The 15269-nt window shown below is 66.4% G+C and carries 14 protein-coding genes; 4 read left to right on the forward strand and 10 right to left on the reverse strand.

Annotation, left to right across the window (positions count from 1 at the left end; all coding sequences use genetic code 11):
• The first annotated feature begins 17 nt into the window (after positions 1-17).
• Entirely contained in the window at positions 18-1130 is a 1113-nt protein-coding gene (locus M1D74_RS05460; RefSeq protein ID WP_458116779.1) for a helix-turn-helix transcriptional regulator, read from the forward strand.
• 70 nt (positions 1131-1200) lie between these two features.
• Here the strand turns inward: M1D74_RS05460 and M1D74_RS05465 are convergent, their stop codons facing one another.
• From M1D74_RS05465 to M1D74_RS05485, 5 genes are all read right to left on the reverse strand, one after another.
• Complete coding sequence (locus M1D74_RS05465) at positions 1201-1971, reverse strand: amino acid ABC transporter ATP-binding protein (protein ID WP_458116780.1); 771 nt, start codon at positions 1969-1971, stop codon at positions 1201-1203.
• Entirely contained in the window at positions 1958-2617 is a 660-nt protein-coding gene (locus M1D74_RS05470) for an amino acid ABC transporter permease (protein ID WP_309072756.1), read from the reverse strand. The genes M1D74_RS05465 and M1D74_RS05470 overlap by 14 nt, the downstream gene beginning before the upstream one ends.
• A 99-nt stretch (positions 2618-2716) precedes the next feature.
• Positions 2717-3547: an amino acid ABC transporter substrate-binding protein gene (locus M1D74_RS05475; RefSeq protein ID WP_309072754.1), complete on the reverse strand. Its 831-nt coding sequence runs from the start codon at positions 3545-3547 to the stop codon at positions 2717-2719.
• Between the two features lie 176 nt (positions 3548-3723).
• Positions 3724-3996 (reverse strand): hypothetical protein, encoded by a 273-nt coding sequence (locus tag M1D74_RS05480; RefSeq protein ID WP_309072753.1) that lies wholly within the window; start codon positions 3994-3996, stop codon positions 3724-3726.
• Positions 3997-4079: 83 nt separating this feature from the next.
• Positions 4080-4676, reverse strand: coding sequence for a LysE/ArgO family amino acid transporter (locus tag M1D74_RS05485; protein ID WP_458116781.1), 597 nt, complete (start codon positions 4674-4676; stop codon positions 4080-4082).
• 70 nt (positions 4677-4746) lie between these two features.
• Here M1D74_RS05485 and M1D74_RS05490 point away from each other — a divergent pair, with 70 nt between their 5' ends.
• On the forward strand, positions 4747-5613 hold the full coding sequence (locus tag M1D74_RS05490) for a LysR family transcriptional regulator ArgP (protein ID WP_458116782.1): 867 nt from the start codon (positions 4747-4749) through the stop codon (positions 5611-5613).
• A 66-nt stretch (positions 5614-5679) separates the two neighbouring features.
• On the opposite strand, the gene M1D74_RS05495 is transcribed toward M1D74_RS05490, so the two are convergent.
• Genes M1D74_RS05495 through nirB form a run of 3 tightly spaced genes read right to left on the reverse strand, consistent with a single transcriptional unit; the run spans position 5680 to position 10507 of the window.
• Positions 5680-6810: a uroporphyrinogen-III synthase gene (locus M1D74_RS05495; RefSeq protein WP_458116783.1), complete on the reverse strand. Its 1131-nt coding sequence runs from the start codon at positions 6808-6810 to the stop codon at positions 5680-5682.
• On the reverse strand, positions 6807-7874 hold the full coding sequence (gene cobA, locus M1D74_RS05500; RefSeq protein WP_458116784.1) for a uroporphyrinogen-III C-methyltransferase: 1068 nt from the start codon (positions 7872-7874) through the stop codon (positions 6807-6809). Before cobA ends, M1D74_RS05495 begins: the two co-directional genes overlap by 4 nt.
• Positions 7871-10507, reverse strand: coding sequence for a nitrite reductase large subunit NirB (gene nirB, locus M1D74_RS05505; protein WP_458116785.1), 2637 nt, complete (start codon positions 10505-10507; stop codon positions 7871-7873). Before nirB ends, cobA begins: the two co-directional genes overlap by 4 nt.
• Before the next feature lie 237 nt (positions 10508-10744).
• On the opposite strand from nirB, the gene nirD reads away from it, so the two are divergent.
• A complete protein-coding gene (nirD, locus tag M1D74_RS05510; protein WP_309072788.1) occupies positions 10745-11125 on the forward strand; it encodes a nitrite reductase small subunit NirD in 381 nt (126 codons plus the stop codon).
• Here the strand turns inward: nirD and M1D74_RS05515 are convergent.
• Both M1D74_RS05515 and M1D74_RS05520 read right to left on the reverse strand, forming a co-directional pair.
• Complete coding sequence (locus M1D74_RS05515) at positions 11122-12837, reverse strand: phospho-sugar mutase (RefSeq protein WP_458116786.1); 1716 nt, start codon at positions 12835-12837, stop codon at positions 11122-11124. The two genes, nirD and M1D74_RS05515, sit on opposite strands and share 4 nt — an antisense overlap.
• Before the next feature lies 1 nt (position 12838).
• On the reverse strand, positions 12839-13651 hold the full coding sequence (locus M1D74_RS05520; RefSeq protein ID WP_458116787.1) for a purine-nucleoside phosphorylase: 813 nt from the start codon (positions 13649-13651) through the stop codon (positions 12839-12841).
• 116 nt (positions 13652-13767) lie between these two features.
• On the opposite strand from M1D74_RS05520, the gene M1D74_RS05525 reads away from it, so the two are divergent.
• Entirely contained in the window at positions 13768-15165 is a 1398-nt protein-coding gene (locus M1D74_RS05525; RefSeq protein ID WP_458116788.1) for an NAD(P)H-quinone dehydrogenase, read from the forward strand.
• The last annotated feature ends 104 nt before the right edge of the window (positions 15166-15269 follow it).

Consider the following 15269-nt stretch of genomic DNA (forward strand, 5'->3'; position numbering starts at 1 on the left):
AGTGCCAGACTAAAGACGTGTGGGAGGAGAGAGCCCGCCGGGCCCGCAGGGATATCGCAGCGCTGGCTGCCTCTGGACTCGGCGTCAATGACCTGCACGCCGCGGCAATCCAGTTGACAGGGCGCGACGTCGGCGCAGAGCTGACCTGTTGGGCCACCATCGATCCTGAAACCCTCGTCATCAGCGCGATGGTCAGCGGCGAAACTCGCCTGCCGCCCGCCTATGAGCCGATGCTCGCCGATGCCGAATACTCGCCGGATGAGCTCAACACCTTTGCCGCCATGGCACGGAGCCGGAAGCCGCTCGCCCGGCTATCCGACGTGTCACGGCAGGATCAGGAGCGGAGCGTCAGGTACCGGAACGTGTGGAAACCTCTCGGGGTCACTCAGGAACTGCGGATCCTTTTCAGCGCCGACGGGTCCTGCTGGGGTGCCGCGGGCATGGTGCGCACAGGGACGGACTTCAGCAACCGCGAGGTTGAGTACCTGACCCAGATTGCGCCCTCGGTCGCTGCCGCAACCAGGCTCGCGGTACGCACCGAACTCTCAGCCCATCGAGGGGGGTCGCAACCGGCGATCGTTGTCCTCGGCTCGTCCGGCGAGGTGCGATCGGCCACCCCGGGAGCCCGGCAGTGGCAGGAGACGCTCGACGAGTTCGCACCCCACCGCTTCGAGACGATGCTGCGCATCATGGTGCAGGGACTTCGGGGCAACTCCTCGACCGGCTTCCGCGCGACTATTCGCGACGGCCACGGTCAGTGGGCCCTGATGGAGGCCAGCCCTCTCACCGGCGAAGACGACGAGCAGATCGCGGTGACAATCAACCCCGCAGCCGGTGCACAGCTCACCAGACTGCTGTTCTCTGCCTATGGATTGTCCGCGCGGGAACGGGCGATCTGCCATGAGGTACTCGCTGGAGCGCCGACCCGGCACATCGCCCGGCACCTCTCGGTGACACCGAACACCGTGCAGGATCACCTGAAGTCTGTGTTTGCGAAGACGGGTGTGACGAGCCGCGGAGAGCTGGTGGCCCGGCTGCAGCCCCAAAAGCCCGCGGCGTGCGGGTTTTTCCGTCCGAACTGTCCCACTGAACCCGCTGGTTCAGTGGGATTGTCCGGACAATCCCACTGAGGCACCGGGTTCGGTGGGATATCCCAAACACGACGACGACGGCCCCTAGCCTCTGAGAAGTGGGCCCTGCCTAGAAGGGGTGCAACAAGCGGTGCACGAACCGCCGGGTGCGCTCCTCGGTGGGGTTCCGCAACACCTTCTCGGGCGGACCATGCTCCACCACGACGCCGCCGTCCATGAAGACCACCTCGGTAGCGACCTCCCGGGCGAAGGCGAGTTCGTGGGTGACCAGCACCATGGTCCAGTCCTCGTCGGCGAGCTCCTTGATGACGGAGAGCACCTCGCCCACCAGCTCGGGGTCAAGGGCTGACGTCGGCTCATCGAACAGGAGCAACGTCGGCTTCAGGGCCAGAGCACGGACGATCCCGACGCGCTGCTGCTGGCCGCCGGACAGCTCGTGCGGGTACTGGTCTTTCTTTTCCGCCAGCCCCACGCGAGCCAGCAGCGCCTCGGCGTCGCTGACGGCGTCGGCTCTTGACCGGCGCTGTACCTGCACCGGACCCTCAATCACGTTCTCAAGGACCGTCATGTGCGGGAAGAGGTTGTAATGCTGGAACACCATGGCGCTGCGGTCGCGCAGCGCGGCGATCTGCCGCTTGGGTACACCGCCGCCGAAGTCCACGGCAGGGCCGCCATTGAAGGTGATGCGGCCGCCGTCGGGAATTTCCAGACCGTTGAGGGAGCGGAGCACGGTCGTCTTGCCCGACCCGGAAGGGCCCACCAGGGCGACGACGCCGCCGGAGGGGACGGACAGGTCAATCGAGCGGAGCACCTCGTTATCCCCGAAGGACTTCCGCAACCCCTCGACCTGCAACACCAGTTCACCGTTAGTGCGCGACATAGCGGTCCAGCCTCTTCTCCAGTCGGGACTGCCCTGCCGAAAGGACAAGGCAGATGACCCAGTAAATCGCCGCAGCCTCGATATAGAGCAGCATGAACTGCTGGCTGAACGCGGCTATTTCCTGGGCCTGGCGGAACATCTCGGTCACGAGAATCAGTGACGCGAGCGAGCTGTCCTTCACCAGCGAAATGAACGTGTTCGAGAGCGGCGGCACCGACACCCGCGCGGCCTGCGGCAGGATGATGCGCCGCAGGGTCAGGGTGCGGGACATGCCGATCGTGTGCCCGGCTTCCCACTGGCCCCGGGGGACCGAGAGGATGGCGGCCCGGATAATCTCCGCCGCGTAGCCACCGACGTTCAGCGAGAACGCGATAATGGCGCTCGGCCACGGATCGATGGTGAGCCCAATGGAAGGCAACCCGTAGAAAATAACGAACAGTTGGACCAGCAGGGGAGTACCGCGGATCACCGAAACATAGGCACGTCCGATCCATGAGACCAGACGGTTCCCACTGAGGCGCATGAGGGCCACCAGAAGCGCAAGAACCAGACCGAAGGCCATGGACGCCAGAGACAGGGGGATGGTTCCGGTGAGGCCGCCCTGAACCAGTGGCCAGAAGGATGTCAGGGCCAGGTCCCAGTCAATGTCCATAAGTTCCTACGCTATCCCAGTGGTTTCTTCGAGAGCCTGCACACGCAAACGGCGAGCACCTGCCGCAGCCGGTGCCCGCCGTCGTCGTGATGGTTACTCGGCGCTGACGTCTTCGCCGAAGTACTTCTCGGAGATCTCAGTCAGCGTTCCTTCGCTGCGGAGTTCCTCCAGTGCGGTGTTGACGGCCTCGACCAGGTCATCGCTGCCCTTGCGGAATGCCAGTGCGCTGCGGGACTGTTCCTCGGTCTCCGCTACGACCTTGATGGCGTCGTTCGGGGTGGACTTCTGGTAATCGAGGAAGGTCAGCTCGTCGTTGATGGTGGCGTCGACGCGGCCCTGCTCGAGGAGGGTCACCGACTGCGCCCAGCCTTCAACGGCTTCGACCGTGGCGCCGCTTTCCTCTGCCAGCTCGTACCAGTTGCTAGTCAGGGACTGCGCGGTGGTCTTGCCGTCGAGGTCCTCGAAGGAGGTGATGTCGGTGTTGTCGGCGGTGGTGACGATGACGCCGTTGCTGTAGGTGTAGGGATCGGAGAAGGCGTAGGCTTCCTCGCGCTCCGGGGTGATCGAGACCTGGTTGGCGACGACGTCGAAGCGGCCTGCCTCCAGTCCGGCGAAAATGGCGTCGAACTGGGTCTCTTCGAACTCGGCCTCGACGCCGAGCTTCTCGGCGACGGCGGTGATGATTTCGACGTCGTACCCGGTCAGCTCGCCGGCGCCGCCCTCATGGTAGGTGAACGGCTTGTAGGTGCCTTCGGTGCCGACAGTCAGCACACCCGACTCCTGGATCTCAGCGAGGGTGGTGCCGCCGGCGGTCTCGGTGGCCCCTTCCGAAGCGGTCTCGGAGGAAGCAGAGGAACCGCAACCGGCAACCGCAAGGACGATGGCGGTCGCGGCGCCGAGCAGCGGAAGACGGCGAGAAATCATGTGGGACATCCTTTTGACGCTTGAACGGTGGTGCCCGGGTGCGGGCTATTTATTCCAGCAGTCGACGGCGGGTGGTTATTCCCTGCCGTCACATTGCGTAACATTCGGGATCTGTTCCCGGGAATGCGAAAGGGGACCGCTTCAGTGAAGCGGTCCCCTTTGCGTGAACGAAGGGCTTAGGCCTTGCGGTCGCCCTTGGCCATGCGGTACCCGGTATCCGAGCGGCCGAGGATGGTCTGCGGGATCCAGAACGCCAGGAAGAAGAGCACCAGGCAGACTGCGAACGGCCACACGTTGGTGCGCTCGAAGAACGTGAGCGAGTAGATCGAGCCCGCGAACAGGATAATCATCAGGGCGAATGCGACGATGGTCGCGCCAAGCTTTCCTTCGCCGGAGTGCTCAGGCCGTGACTTACGGTCGTCGCGTGTTTGGTTTACCGGGTGTGCCATGAGTCTCCTCGGTCTGGTGCGTGGCGTCTTTGGCTTAACTCTAGCGTCAGCGGAGTGGTCGAAGGAGCAGAAGCGCGCAGGGCTCAGCCCAGGACCAGCTTGAGCGCAAGCGCCAGCATGACCACGCCGATCACCACGTCCACCACTCGCCAGGTACGCGGACTCTTGAGCGCTCCGGACAGTGCACGGGCTCCGTAACCCAGCGCGCAGAACCAGATGATGCTCCCGACGACTGCGCCGGACGCGAAGACCCACCGCGTCCCGTCGCCCTGCGCGTTGGCGAGGCTGCCGAGGAGCACCACGGTGTCGAGATAGACATGAGGGTTGAGATACGTGAGCGCGAGGGTGGTCGCGACGACGGAGCCGCGGCTCCTCGGTGCCTCGGCGGTGAGGGCAGCCGGCTTCAGCGCTGACATGAACGAGCGGACTGCCCACCAGGTCAGATACGCGGCCCCGCCCCACCGCAGCACATCAAGCACCAAGGGAAAGCTGGACACCAGGACGCCGATTCCGGCGGTCCCGCCGAGGATCAGAAGGGCGTCGCTGACGATGCACAGCGCCACCACCACACCTACGTGTTCCCGGCGGATGCCTTGACGGAGTACGAACGCGTTCTGGGCTCCGATGGCGATGATGAGCGCAAGCCCTGTCATCAGTCCTGTGCCCCATATACCTACCATGCCGTCAACGGTACGGAGCAGACTAGGTGTAGACAAACGATAGAAATTACGGATGCATTAGATTTACTTCATGCAGTTCGAACAGTTACGCGCACTGGCAGCGATCATCGACGAGGAGTCCTTCGAAGGCGCCGCGGACGCCCTGCGGATCACGCCGTCGGCCGTCAGTCAGCGCATCAAGGCGCTGGAGGCATCGGTCGGCCAGATCGTGGTGCGCAGGGGATCACCGTGCACGACGACGGAGGCCGGCTCCGCGCTGCTGCGCATGGCCCGTCAGGTGCAGATCATCGAAGCGGAGACCCGCGCAGCCCTGGGCAACGGAGTCGCGGCCCGGACCGTCACCCCCGTCGCCGTGAATGCTGACTCACTCGCAACGTGGTTCGTCCCCTTTCTGGCAGAAGCTGCCGAGTGGGCGGACACCACACTCGATCTGCGGGTCGAGGACCAGGACCACAGCAGCACGCTCCTGCGGCAGGGAGATGTCATCGGGGCAATCACCTCCGACCCGGCACCGGCCAACGGGTGCCGTGCGGAACTGCTCGGGCACATGCGCTACCTTCCGGCCGCCACTCCCGCTCTGAGCGAGCGGTTCCGCACCGACGACGGCCTGGACTTCACGCGCATGCCGATGCTCCAGTTCAACGCCAAGGATGACGTGCAGCAGCGGTTCCTGAATGCCCACGGGGTGACTGAGACACCGCCCAAGCACCTCATTCCGTCGTCGGAAGCGTTCCTCGCGGCACTCCGGGCAGGGCTGGGCTGGGGGATGATCCCGGAGTTGCAACTCGGAACGGACCTCACGGACGGATTCCTGGTGATGCTGGAGGAAGACGCGTACCAGGACGTGCCCCTGTACTGGCAGACGTGGACGCTGAAGTCCGAACGCCTCAACCGGATCACAGAGGCCATCCGCAGGGCCAGCCACCAGTTGCGTTGAGTTGGCAGGGCACGCCGACTAACCGAGGCGGTTTCAAGGGGTATGTCCTGCCAACTCAACGCGGGTTCAGAGCTGCAGCCGGTACCCGCGCTTGATCACCGTTGCCACCAGTCCAGCCTCGGGCAGTGACTTCCGGAGGCGGCTGATCGTCATGTCGAGCGCGTGCTCGCCCGCATCGCCCGCAAGGACGCCGGCCAGCTGTTCCCGCGACAGTACGGCTCCGTTAGCTTCGATCAGCGCGCGGAACAGGCTCATCGGTGCCGGCGCCAGTTCCACGGCCTGCCCGTTGATGCGCAGGTTCTTCCCGCGCAGCTCGATCAGCCCGAAGCGGCTCGGATACTGCATCACCCGGTGCTGGCCCAGATATTCGCCGACCAGCCTGATCAGCGCGCCCATGCGGTAGCGCTCCGGAATCAGCGGGGACACTCCCGCGTCCACCAGGGGTTGCGCTGTCACAGGCCCGACGACGGCGGCCGCCACCGGCCCTTTCAGTGCCTGGATGAAGGTCTCCCGGCACCCCATCTCGGACGCCGTACTGAGTACAGCGTCGACGGCCGGGGCACTGGTGAACGTGACGACGTCGAGCCCGCCGCTGCAGACGGCCTCGATAAGCCGGGGTAGCTGGTCGGCCCCGGCAGGCTTCACCCAGCGGTAGGGCGTTGCCGTGAGGACGGTGGCCCCTGCCTGCCGCAACCTGTCGAGCTGGCGGTAGTCGGTGTAGCCGTGAAGCTGAACGGCCACAATCTTTCCGCGCAGCTCAAGCCCGAGCATCATGTTCACGAGGGAGGCCGTCGTCTCGTCGTGACTGATGCCGACGTCGTTCAGTCCCGCGGCTCGAACAGCACCGCGTGCCTTCGGTCCGCGGACATAGATCTTCGCCTCGCCGAGCACCGCAAGGAGGGCATCGCCGACCCCGGCGGCATCCGCGGCCTCGGACCACCGGCGCAGTCCGTAGGCGGTGGTGACCACCGCGTAGTCGGGGCCGGCAGCGATGATTTGCCGGGTGTCCTCGATCAGCGGCAGGTCGGCAGCCACCGGCGCAATCTTCAGCGCCGGAGCATGCAGCACCGTTGCACCGCGCCGCTCGAGCGCGTCAATCAGGTCACCCGAGCGCCGGTCAGAGGTCACGCCGATACGGAAACCGGCCAGCGATCCGTCAGCCGGAGCTTCGGGAAGGGCCGGCGCCGTCACTGTCACGACACCACCAGGGGCCGGCTCAGAACCTGCTCAAGCGTCGCCTGAAAGTCGCGGTGCTGCCGCACCACCTCACCGATCACGACGACGGCGGGGGACGTGCATCGGGCCAGCCCGGCCGCCGTGACAGCCTCGCCCAGGTTGGTGACGGTGGTTCGCTGCTCGGGGCTGTACCCCTTCTCGACGATCGCGACGGGCACGGTCGACGCCAGCCCCGCCTTGCGCAGGCCGGACGTCAACTGCGGAAGTGTGCCGATGCCCATCAGGACAACGATAGTCCCGCCGAGCTTCGCCAGCGCATCGAGTTCCTGCTCCGTCAACGGCTGGTGTCCCGACACGACCGTGAACGCATGGGCAACGCCACGGTACGTGACGGGGATGCCCGCTGCAGCCGGGACCGCGATGGAACTGCTGATCCCAGGCACCGTGGTCACCGGGATGCCGGCAGCAACGCACGTGTTGACCTCTTCGCCGCCGCGCCCGAACACGAACGGATCGCCGCCCTTGAGCCGCACGACGTGATGCCCTTCCCGGGCCTTGGCAACCATGAGCTTCTCGATGTCCGTCTGGCTGACCGGGTGATGCCCTGGCGTCTTCCCGACGTCGATCAGCTCGGCTCCCGGTGCCAGCTGCGGCAGCGTCCGGTAGGGTCCCAGCCGGTCATAAAGTACGACGTCGGCCTCCCGCAGCGACTGCTTGGCGCGCACCGTCAGCAGGTCCTCCACTCCCGGACCGCCGCCGATCAGCGTGACCCTGCCACCCGGTGTGGCAGCCTCTTCGGAAGCGGTGAGGATGCGGCGCTCGCGGCATGCCTCGCGTAGAGGTGCCCAGCTGTTCTCATCAATCACGCCGCCGACGTCGTCGGAACTTTCCACCACCACTGTGAGGCTGACTGCGTCCAGCAGCCGCGGGTGAAACTGCCCCGGTGTCGCAATGCGGCGCACGGTGGCACCGCCGGCGCTGTACCGGCGGACGGTGCGGCGTGCCGCCGTCGTCGTTCCTGCGATAAGGACGGTCAGTCCCGCGCAGTCGAGGATCAGCTCAGTTCCAGTGGGCTGCGTGCTCATTCTGCTGCCTCCAGATGCTTCGCCATTCCTGGCCGGACCGGGATGCCCGCGCCCAGCAGGACCGGACCCGTGCCCGCCTGCGCGGCCGCGCGCTCTTCTTCGGTCGCGGGCCGGATCTGGCCGCGCTCGGGAACGTTGGCGATCCAGTCGTCCTTTTCATGCGGTGCGTTGACGAAGGAGCGGAACCGGCGCAGGCGCTCGGGGTCCTTGAGCGTGGCCGCCCATTCGTCCTCGTAGTTGTCGATGTGCCGGGCCATCGCCGCCTCGAGGTCTTCAGCGATGCCGAGTGAATCGTTGATGATGACGTCCTCGACGTGCTTGAGGCCGCCGTCGAGCTCGGCCTGCCAGGCTGCCGTGCGCTGCAGCCGGTCAGCGGTGCGGATGTAGTACATGAGGTAACGGTCGATGTACCTGATGAGGGTGTCGTCGTCGAGGTCCTTGGCGAGCAGCTGCGCATGGGCGGGCGTCGCGCCGCCGTTGCCGCCGACGTAGAGGTTCCAGCCATCCGATGTGGCGATGATACCGACGTCCTTGCCGCGGGCTTCCGCGCACTCGCGGGCGCAGCCGGAGACGCCGAACTTCAGTTTGTGCGGGCTGCGCAGACCCCGGTACCGCAGCTCCAGCTGGATGGCCATCGCCACGGAGTCCTGAACGCCGAACCGGCACCAGGTCGAGCCGACGCAGGACTTCACGGTCCGAAGGCTCTTGCCGTACGCCTGGCCGGACTCGAAGCCCGCATCGACGAGGATCTTCCAGATCTCGGGGAGTTCCTCCAGTCTCGCGCCGAACATGTCGATGCGCTGGCCGCCGGTGATCTTCGTGTACAGGTTGAAGTCCTGGGCGACTTTCGCGATGACGCCCAGCTTCTCCGGCGTGATCTCGCCGCCCGGGATGCGGGGCACCACCGAGTAGGTGCCGTTCTTCTGCATGTTCGCCAGCGCGCGGTCATTGGTGTCCTGCAGGATGCCGCGGCCGCCGTCGAGCACGTACTCGGCGCGTTGGGAGGCGAGGATGGACGCGACAACCGGCTTGCAGATATCGCAGCCGAGTACGCCGGACTCGGGGACGCCGAAGCGCTCGATGATGCCCTCGAAGCTGTCGAGTTCCAGGACCCGGACGGCTTCGAAGAGCTCGGGGCGGGACATGGTGAAGTGCTCGCACAGCGCTTTGGAAACCTCGATGCCGCTCTTCTTCAGCTCGCCCTCGAGGAGCTTCTTGAGCATCGGGACGCAGGAGCCGCACCCGGTGCCGGCCTTGGTGCAGCCCTTCAGCGGCGCCAGCTCGCGGACGGGCTCGGAGCCCTCGCAGGTGCCGCAGCCGTTGACGGCGTCGCGGATGGAGCCGGCGGAGACGTTGTTGCAGGAGCAGAGGATGGCGTCGTCGGGCAGTTCGGTGTCCGGGGCTTCGCCGGCGCCGGCTGCCGAGAGGTAGGCGCCGGGTTCGGCGCTGAGTTCGCGTCCCAGCAGTGGGCGGAGCGCCGTGTAGGGGGAGGCGTCGCCCACGAAGATGCCTCCGAGGAGGGTCTTCGCATCATCGGTGACCACGAGCTTCTGGTAGAGGCCGCGGGCCGGGTCGGCGTAGACGATCTCAAGGCTGTGCTCGGTCTTGGCGAAGGCGTCACCGAACGCGGCCACCTCGACGCCGGAGAGCTTGAGCTTGGTGGCGGTGTCGAAGCCCGGGAAGGTTGCGGTGCCCCCGTTGAGCCGATCGGCGACAATTTCGGCCATGGTGTTGGCAGGGGCCACGAGGCCGAGGCACATGCCTTCGAAGCACGCCACTTCGCCGATGGCCCAGATGTTCGGGTCCTCAGTGGCGCAGGCGTCGTCGACAATGACGCCGCCGCGCGGGCCCATCGTCATGCCTGCGTCGCGGGGGAGTTCATCGCGTGGGCGGACGCCGATGGCGACGACGACGAGGTCCGCGGGAATCCGGCGTCCGTCGGCCATGTCCACGCCCACCATCCGCCCGTCCTCCACCACGAACTCGGTGGGGAACACACCACCGTGCACCTCGAGACCCTTGGCGGTGATCAGGCGGTCGAGTGCCTGGCCGCCGCCCTGGTCGAGCTGGGTATTCATGAGCCAGGGGGCGCCGTTGATGACGGCGGCCTTGGCGCCGAGGGACTGCATGCCGCCGGCCGCTTCGAGCCCGAGGAGCCCGCCGCCGATGACGACGGCGTCGATGGTGCGTCCATACTCTTCGGTCAGGCGGGCGACCTCCGTGCGGAGGGTGCGGACGTCGTCGACCGTTCGGTAGACATGCGCGGCATCCATGCCGGTGAAGGGGAGCCGTGCGGCGTTGGAACCGGTCGCAAGTACCAGTTGGTCGTAGGGGTAGACATCACCGGCCTCGGTGGTCACGGTGCGGGCCTCGCGGTCCAGCGTTACTGCCCGCGAGCCGGTCGCCAGCGTGACTGCCGGGTGCTCCCACATGGAGGCCTCGCCGAGCGTGAGGTCGACGTCGGCCAGCAGTGCCTGACTCAGGGCAACCCGGTCATACGGCAGCCAGCTCTCCTCGGTGAGAACCGTGACGGAGAAACCGTCCAGTCCACGGGACACCATGGCTTCGACGAAGCGGTGGGCCGCCGGGCCGCCGCCGATGACGAGGACTTCTTGCGTTGACTTGAGGGACATGAGGTGCACCTTTCGCGCTGGGAGTAGTTCTCCGCACTTGGTTATCGAGCGTACGGAGGCCCAGTTGCCCGGTGATTTCCCTTATGTAAACGAAGATTAACTTCACGCTCACCGGCGATTGGTCCCTCGGTGAGATGCGTTTTACGCGCCCGCAACACTCGCGGCAGGAACGTGTAACGCGTTGTTCGTAGCGTCGGATGCAGGCCAACAAACCCGGCACACCGAACGGAGAGACGCATGACTCTGCAACTCGAACACACTCCCGGCCTCGCCCTTGAGGTCGAGGCGTCGTACGACGGCGCCTGGTACCCGATCTGCCGGCTCGAGGACCTCGAGCTGTGCTGGGGCGAAGCCGCGCTCATTCACGGCCGCCAGGTGGCGCTGTTCCGGGTGGATTCAGCAACGGTGTTCGCTGTTTCCCACCGCGATCCGGTCAGCGGCTCACAGGTGATGGCACGCGGAATTGTAGGCTCCAAGGGGCAGAGGTTCACCATCACCTCGCCCCTGCACAAGGAGGTCTACTACCTGGACTCCGGCGAACCCGCATCGGGAACAGGGACGGCTCTTCGGAGCTTCCCGACGCGGGTAATCGACGGAACGGTGGAAGTGCTCGTCTAGAGCCCGAGGGCTTCCTCGACATCGCGGATCACGGCATCAAGCCTGGTCCGCGATGTTGTTTTTGCGTTCCCGACTTCGGCGGCCGAGTCGACCGGCTCGATGACCTCGAGGTAGCACTTGAGCTTCGGTTCGGTGCCGCTGGGGCGGATGATCACGCGGGTCTCGTCGCGGGTGAGGTAGAGCAGCCCGTCCGTGGGCGGAAGGTGGGCGCCCTCGGCCAGATCCTCGGCGACCACCACATCGGACCCGGCAAACGACGACGGCGGTGCCTCACGCAGGCGGTTCATCATCGCGCCCAACAGGCCGAGACTGCCTACCCGCACCGACAGTTGGTCGCTGGTGTGCAGGCCGTGAACGAGCGCCAGCTCATCGAGCACGTCGAAGAGGGTCCTGCCCTCGGCCTTGCAGGCGGCGGTGAATTCGGCCAGCAGCAGGGCTGCGGACAGCCCGTCCTTGTCGCGCACCAGTTCGGGCGCCACGCAGTAACCGAGCGCCTCCTCGTACCCGTAGGCGAGGTTCGGAACCCGTGAGATCCACTTGAACCCAGTGAGGGTCTGGGCGTGGCTGACACCCGCAGCTTCGGCGATCCTGCCAAGCAGCCGCGAGGACACCACCGAATTGGCGAACACGGCGGTGTGCCTGTCGGCCTCACCCAGCCGGGCCGCGAGGTGGAGCCCCAGGAGCGCACCGGTCTCATCACCGCGCAGCATCCGCCACTCGCCCGTAGCGGGGTCTTTCGCAGCGGCGGCCATGCGGTCGGCGTCGGGGTCATTTGCCAGGACCAGGTCGGCGTCCTGGTCAGCGGCGGCTGCCAGCGCCAGGTCGAGTGCGCCCGGTTCTTCCGGGTTCGGAAACTCAACGGTAGGGAAGGCAGGATCCGGCTCGGCCTGCTCCTTGACGACGTGCACCGTGTCGAACCCGGCGGAGGCCAGTACCTGCTGGGCCGTCCGTCCGCCGACGCCGTGCATGGGGGTCAGGACAATCGAGAGGTCGCGGGCCGGATACGCCTCGCGGTCCGCCAGGGCGACGACGGAGGCGACGTAGTCGGTTTCGATGCTCTCGGGGAGGACGTTCCAGCCGGGAGCCAGCTGGATGTCCTTTGCGGCAGTGATGTGCTGGGCGATCTGCGCGTCATGCGGTGCAACGATCTGAACGCCCCGGGCGGTGGCCTCGACCGCGCGCCCGCCGAGGTAGACCTTGTATCCGTTGTCCTCGGGCGGGTTATGGCTCGCCGTAACCATCACGCCCACCTCGCACTCAAGTGCACGCACCGTGTAGGCGAGCACCGGCGTCGGGAGTTCGGTGGGCATGAGGAAGGTTTCGAGGCCCGCAGCGGTGAAAATTGCTGCCGTCTCCTCAGCGAAGATGCGCGAGTTGCGGCGGGCATCAAAGCCGACGACGGCGCGCGGCATGTAGGAGCCCTTCGCCAGCTCGAGCGCGTGGGCGGCAACCCCGGCTGCGGCGCTTCGCACCACCACCCGGTTCATCCGGTTGGGACCGGGGCCAAGCGCGGCACGCAGGCCGGCAGTTCCGAAAAGCAGCGGGCCGCTGAAGGCGTCCTCGAGCTGCTGCAGGGCAGCGGGCTGGCCGGCGTCGTCGTCGTTCGCGGCGCGGGCCAGCAGGTCTTCCAGCTCCGCGCGGGTTTCGGGGTCAGGGTCCTGGCTTGCCCATTCGCGGGCCGAAGTGAAGAGGTCTGTGTGGGATAGCTGCATGTCAGAGCCTGCCGATGATGTCCGCGAGGAGTTTGGATATGCGCGGTCCTGCCGCTTGCCCGGCTTCGAGGACCTCCGCGTGGCTCAGGGGAACGGGGCTGATGCCCGCTGCGAGGTTGGTGACGAGCGACATTCCGAAGACTTCCATGCCCGCGTGGCGGGCGGCTATCGCTTCGAGCGCCGTGGACATCCCCACCAGATCTGCGCCGATCCGCTTGGCGTACTGGACTTCGGCGGGAGTCTCGTAGTGCGGGCCGGTGAACTGTGCATAGACGCCCTCGTCGAGAGACGGGTCCACCTCGCGGGCGAGTTGCCGGAGGCGCGAGGAGTAGAGGTCGGTGAGGTCAACGAAGATGGCGCCCTCAAGCGGTGAGGCAGCCGTGAGGTTGATGTGGTCGCTGATGAGGACCGGTGTGCCGGGGGCCCACTGTTCCTGGAGCCCGCCACAGCCGTTCGTGAGGACAAGGGTTTTGACACCGGCAGCAGCGGCGGTGCGCACGCCGTGGACCACTGCGCGGACACCGCGGCCCTCGTAGTAGTGGGTGCGCGCGCCGAGGACGAGTGCCCGCTTGCCGGCGGTCGTGAGGATGGAGCGGACGGTGCCGACATGCCCTTCGACCGCCGGTGCGGCGAAGCCGGGGATGTCGGTCGCCTGAAGCGTGTGGGTGGTCTCGCCGATCAGTTCGGCGGCCTCACCCCAGCCGGAGCCGAGCACCAACGCAATGTCGTGCGACGCCACCGACGTCTTTTGAGCGATGTAGTCCGCTGCAGAGCGGGCAAGGGCAAACGGGTCCGTCGGGGATTCGTCAATCACCGGTCCAACCTACCGGTCGGGGGCGTGTTGTTCCACCTTCCAGGGCTGTGATCCGGTACCTGTGGAAGGAGCCGGGGCGTTTGAGGGCTGGTGCCCGATAGGACACAATGGCACGTGTGACGAGTCAACTGGATTTCAGCGCCCTCCGCCTCGCGATTCTCGGGGGAGGTCCGGGTGGCTACGAAGCGGCCATGGTCGCTGCCTCGCTGGGAGCGACGGTCACTATCGTCGAGCGGAACGGACTCGGTGGCTCGGCGGTGCTCACCGACGTCGTTCCTTCCAAGACCCTTATTGCCACCGCCGACACCATGGCGCGGGTGGCGAACGCCCACAACCTGGGCGTGAAGTTTGCCGATGAGTCGGCGGCGTACGCGGACTTCGCGCAGGTGAATGAGCGGTTGCTGAACCTCGCCGTGAACCAGTCGAAGGACATCTCGGCGGCGCTCGAGCGGGCCGGCGTGAAGATCATCATCGGTTCCGGGAAGCTGCTGGATGACCATCGGCTCGAGGTCGAGACGGACTCCGGCTCCACCACCGTAGAGGCGGACGCGATCCTCCTTGCCGTCGGCGCCCACCCGCGCGAGCTTCCCACCGCTGTGCCGGACGGCGAGCGGATCTTCAACTGGAAGCAGGTCTACAACCTCACCGAGGTGCCCGAACACCTGATCGTCATCGGATCAGGCGTCACGGGAGCCGAGTTCGCGTCGGCTTACCACGGCCTTGGAGCGGACGTGACGCTCATTTCCAGCCGTGACCGCGTGCTGCCCGGCGAGGATGCCGACGCCGCCGAGGTCCTTGAGGAGGTGTTCCGTTCCCGCGGTATGACTGTGTTGTCGAAGTCCCGTGCCGAGGGCGTTGTACGGACCGACGACGGCGTGCGGGTCACGCTCTCCGACGGGCGAACCGTGGACGGCAGCCACTGTCTCGTGGCGGTCGGTGCCATTCCGAACACCTCGGGCATCGGCCTGGAAGAGGCCGGTGTAGCTGTGAGCGAGTCGGGGCACATCAAGGTGGACGGCGTTTCGCGGACCACGGCGCCCAACGTCTACGCGGCGGGGGACTGCACCGGTGTGCTCGCGCTCGCGTCTGTTGCCGCTATGCAGGGCCGGATCGCCATGGCGCACCTCCTCGGTGACAGCGTCACCCCGCTGAAGCTCAAGACCGTCGCCTCGAACATCTTCACGGCGCCCGAGATCGCGTCCGTGGGCGTCTCTGAGGCTGACGTCGAGTCCGGCCAGTACCAGGGCGACATCTTCAAGCTCTCGCTCAGCACCAATGCCCGGGCCAAGATGATGAACGTCAAGGACGGATTCGTGAAGATCATCGCGCGGAAGGGCTCCGGTACGGTGATCGGCGGTGTGGTGGTTGCCCCGCGTGCATCCGAGCTGATCTTCCCGCTGGCGCTCGCCGTCACCAAGAAGCTGCATGTTGACGACGTCGCGAACACGTTCACCGTGTACCCATCGCTGACCGGCTCCATTTCGGAGGCGGCGCGGCGCCTGCACATCCACTAGCCCTCGCGCTCCTTCCGAGTGGCCCGGATTCCCCAGGTCCTGCCGCCGTCGTCGTTGTTCTGACGGCGTGTCGGCGAGGGACACGCCTTTAGGGTCTTGGTAAC

Source organism: Arthrobacter sp. D2-10 (assembly GCF_054161285.1).